Source organism: Lapillicoccus sp. (assembly GCF_036559105.1).
Taxonomy (GTDB): domain Bacteria; phylum Actinomycetota; class Actinomycetes; order Actinomycetales; family Dermatophilaceae; genus Lapillicoccus.
In genome coordinates, this window is record NZ_DATBTV010000059.1 from 1 (window position 1) to 3483 (window position 3483).

The 3483-nt window shown below is 68.5% G+C and carries 5 protein-coding genes and 1 pseudogene; 3 read left to right on the forward strand and 3 right to left on the reverse strand.

Going from position 1 to position 3483, the window contains the following annotated elements:
* Positions 1 to 295, forward strand: a pseudogene (locus VIG79_RS07900) (hemerythrin domain-containing protein); the annotation flags it as partial.
* A 61-nt stretch (positions 296 to 356) separates the two neighbouring features.
* Here VIG79_RS07900 and VIG79_RS07905 read toward each other — a convergent pair.
* Genes VIG79_RS07905 through VIG79_RS07915 form a run of 3 tightly spaced genes read right to left on the reverse strand, consistent with a single transcriptional unit; the run spans position 357 to position 2257 of the window.
* Complete coding sequence (locus VIG79_RS07905; protein WP_331884335.1) at positions 357 to 1052, reverse strand: GAF domain-containing protein; 696 nt, start codon at positions 1050 to 1052, stop codon at positions 357 to 359.
* Positions 1053 to 1088: 36 nt separating this feature from the next.
* Positions 1089 to 1649 (reverse strand): alpha/beta hydrolase, encoded by a 561-nt coding sequence (locus VIG79_RS07910; protein ID WP_331884337.1) that lies wholly within the window; start codon positions 1647 to 1649, stop codon positions 1089 to 1091.
* A 41-nt stretch (positions 1650 to 1690) separates the two neighbouring features.
* Positions 1691 to 2257: a DinB family protein gene (locus tag VIG79_RS07915; protein WP_331884339.1), complete on the reverse strand. Its 567-nt coding sequence runs from the start codon at positions 2255 to 2257 to the stop codon at positions 1691 to 1693.
* Positions 2258 to 2454: 197 nt separating this feature from the next.
* Here VIG79_RS07915 and VIG79_RS07920 point away from each other — a divergent pair, with 197 nt between their 5' ends.
* On the forward strand, positions 2455 to 3042 hold the full coding sequence (locus VIG79_RS07920; RefSeq protein WP_331884342.1) for a GNAT family N-acetyltransferase: 588 nt from the start codon (positions 2455 to 2457) through the stop codon (positions 3040 to 3042).
* 30 nt (positions 3043 to 3072) lie between these two features.
* Positions 3073 to 3483 (forward strand): hypothetical protein (locus VIG79_RS07925; RefSeq protein WP_331884345.1); only part of this gene is annotated, 411 nt, incomplete at its 3' end.

Genomic DNA, 3483 nt, shown 5'->3' on the forward strand with positions numbered 1-3483 from the left:
CGACATCCTCGAGTCCTACGAGGAGCACCACGTGGCCGACGTCCTGGTCATGGAGCTGCACCAGATGACCCCCAAGGACGAGCGGTTCGAGGCCAAGACCACGGTGCTCATCGAGAACGTGACGCACCACATGGACGAGGAAGAGCAGGACTGGTTCCCGAAGGTGCGCGCAGGACTCGGTCGTCGACAGCTTCAGGAGCTCGGCGAGGAGCTGCTCGCCGCGAAGAAGCAGGCCCCCAAGACGCCGGCGTCGCCGAGTGCGCTCAAGAAGGTGATCGACGCGGTCGTCGCCTGAGACCAGAGCGGTGGAAGCGCGGATGCCGTCCACGGCATCCGCGCCAGGCTGCGGAAGTCGTCTAAGCCCGGAGGTCCTGGAGCACCGCACGGGCGACGTTCTCCATGGCGATCCCGGCGAGGGCGCCGGCGTTCTCGAGTCTCGTGCGGGCCTCACTCGTGGTGACGCCATGGGTGGCGGCCACCACGCCGACGGCCTTGTCGATGTCGTCGAGGGCCATCAGCTTCGCCGGCGCCTTGACCGCCTCGAGACGGGTGCTGAAGGTCAGGTCGGCGTTCGTCACCGCGCCGGCGGCCCACGCGCCGAAGACGTCCGCGAGCTGCTCGTGCCGTCCGTGGAACGCGCCGGATCGAGAGGCGTACAAGTTCACGCTGCCGGTTGCGCGGTCCCCGCTGAGGACCGGCAGGGACAGGGTCGCCGCCACGCCGGCGGCCGCCTCCGCCTGGGAGAACAGCTCCCACTGACCCTCGTCGAGAGCATCGACGACCGGGACGTCCACCAGGCCGCGCTGCCGCACGGCCTGCACGCAGGGACCACCGTCCAGGTACTGGAGGGCGTCCAACGTGGCGATGAGCTGACTGCTGGCGACGAAGGTGAACGTCAGGCCTTCGGCGGTCGACGCCAAACTGGCGCCCATGAGCTCCGGCACGATCTCCTTGGCCCTCGACACCTGCTCCTGCAGAGATGCGACCAGGTCGACGGGGGTGGCGTTCGAGAGCTGAGCCAGAGCCTGTTCGGTCTCAGGGATCGGTTCCACGACCATCGACATACCCGCGCGAGCGCGCCCACACACTCACTCGGTCGGGCGGTCACCGCGCCGATGCGACGCCGGCTCACGAAGCGTCTGCAGTACGGCGTCGAGCGCGTCCCCGTCGAACTGGTGACCGCCGCGGGAGTGACGGACGACGGTCGCTCGTGGCAACCGTCGCGCGAGCAGGTCCACGTGGTCGGCAGGGACGACCTCGTCGTCGAGGCACTGGTGCAGCTCGATGCCGAGACCGGGGGCGAGACGCGCCTCTGCGTCGTCCGGGAGTGCATACTCAGCCACGTCCCAGCCGTCGGGGCCCCAGTCTGGGACCGCCAGGAGGACGAGCCGGTCGACGTCGTGCTCGGTCTCGCTCTCGGTCTCGGTGAGCAGCTTGAGGACCGTCGAGCCGCCGAAGGAGTGCCCGACGACGGTGTCCACGTCAGGAGCGACGAGGGCGGAGATCTGAGCCGACCACGCCGCGTGCGACATGTCCTCGTCCCCCAGGTCCGGCATCCGGATCTCGTCTCCGACCCCGGCGCGCAGGGCGGCGACGATGCCCTGGTCGTCGGCATACCCACCGGCGCCGTGGAGGAAGAGGATCGCCACGGCGCGTGAGTCTACGAGGGGTGCTGGGCGGTTGGGGAGGCTCAGCGGCCCTCGACGCTGCGGGTCGGGAACCCGCGGGTCTGGAACCTGCGAGCAGTGGCTTCGATGCGAGCGCGGTATCGCTCCCACTCTTCGGCGTCGCGTTCGGCGACCTGCGAGAGCGTCGGACTCGACCCGACCGCGCCGTCCAGGAGCTCCCGGACGATGTCGGCGTGACCCGCATGACGGCTGGTCTCGGACAGGACGTGCACCAGCATCGAGTGCAGGGTGACGTCCGGCCTCGGCCAGCTCGGGACGTGGCCGAGGGCGTCCAGGTCGAGCTGCGCGATCGTCTGGTCGGAGTGGGCACACGCCCGTCCGTACCGTTCCACGATCTCGGCGCGCGACTCGTCCTCGGTCGCCCGCAGGTCGGTACCCTCCTCGGCGTCGTCGTCCCACCAGTGCAACGGTTCCGGGAACGGACGTCCGAACGCCCGGCCGAAGAACCACACCTCGGCCATGGTCAGGTGCTTGACGAGCCCGAGCAGGTTGGTGCCGGTGGCCGTCACGGGTCGAAGCGCGGCGTACTCGGTCAGCCCGTCCAGCCGAAGCAGAAGGTCGTCGACCACCCGCTCATCGGCCCGATTACGCTCGACTGCGACGTCCTCGTCGTCGCGACCGACGACGTGAGGTTGATGATCTACACCGCCGAACCGGGCACCGACCAGGCGGAACGGCTGGCTCTGGCCGTGGTCCTGGGGACGCAGCAGCTGGTGGAGTGAGCCCCGGCGGACCGCTGTCGGAGGTGTGCGAGATCTTGGAGCCCATGACTGAGGTCGAGCCGTCGTACACCACCCGGCCGTTGACTGCCGACACCTGGGACGACTTCGCCGCGCTCGTTGAAGCGAACAACGGTGTATGGGGCGGGTGCTGGTGCATGGGGTTCCACCCCGAGGGCGTCGGGCAGGGCCGTACTCCCACCGGTAACCGCGCCGCCAAACGCGCGCACGTCGATGCGGGAACGGTTCATCAGACCCTGGTCTACGACGGAGATGTATGCGTCGGGTGGTGCCAGTACGGGTCGCCGGTGGAACTGCCGAACATCAAGAACCCGGCGGCGTACGCCAAGGGCTCCGTCGACCCGCCCGCCTGGCGGATCGGCTGCATCTTCACCGGGAGCAGACACCGCGGAACCGGAGTGGCCCGGGCAGCCGTGGCGGCCACGTTGGACGCGATCAAGGAGGCAGGGGGAGGCATCGTCGAGGCCTACCCCGAACAGGTCGCGGACCGCGGTCCTCAGCGGGGCGCGTACTTCCACACCGGTCCGGAGACCCTGTTCGAGGACTTCGGCTTTACGCGTCAGCGCCAGATCGCGAAGTGGCGCTGGGTGATGCGCCTTGACGTGGTCCCGTAGGACCGGGCTAGGCGGCATGGGCGACCCGCAATGCTGCGGCAGCAGCGCGCCGACGGCCATCCGGTCCATTCAACGCCTATGCGTCAGTGTGAACCTAAGGATGTGCAGCTCGCTTCGCCCCATGCGCACCTGGATCTGCCTGCGCGCGTTGGCTACAACCGCGTCGCGGAATGCCCGAGCCTGATCAATCGTGTCAACAGCGATGAAGGTGACCCTCCGTTCGGTTTCGTCAAGGTCGTTCGCCCAGAAGCCCCGAATCAAACCGGGGTTCTGCCTCACGCCGTTCACCAGGTCAGGCACGGCCTGGCTCTGTCTCGAACGCATCGCGTCGTCCCTGATCCAGGTACCTGCTACCGCGAACACCAATCCTCCCTGGTACCTCATGATCTGACGACGCGGCCGCCAGTGGTCGACGTCTCCGCCGTTCAGGCCTCAGATCAT

Excerpts from the sequence above, each read along its gene's own strand:
- VIG79_RS07920 (WP_331884342.1), top strand. The coding sequence starts at position 2,455 with ATGACTGAGGTCGAGCCGTCGTACACCACCCGGCCGTTGACTGCCGAC.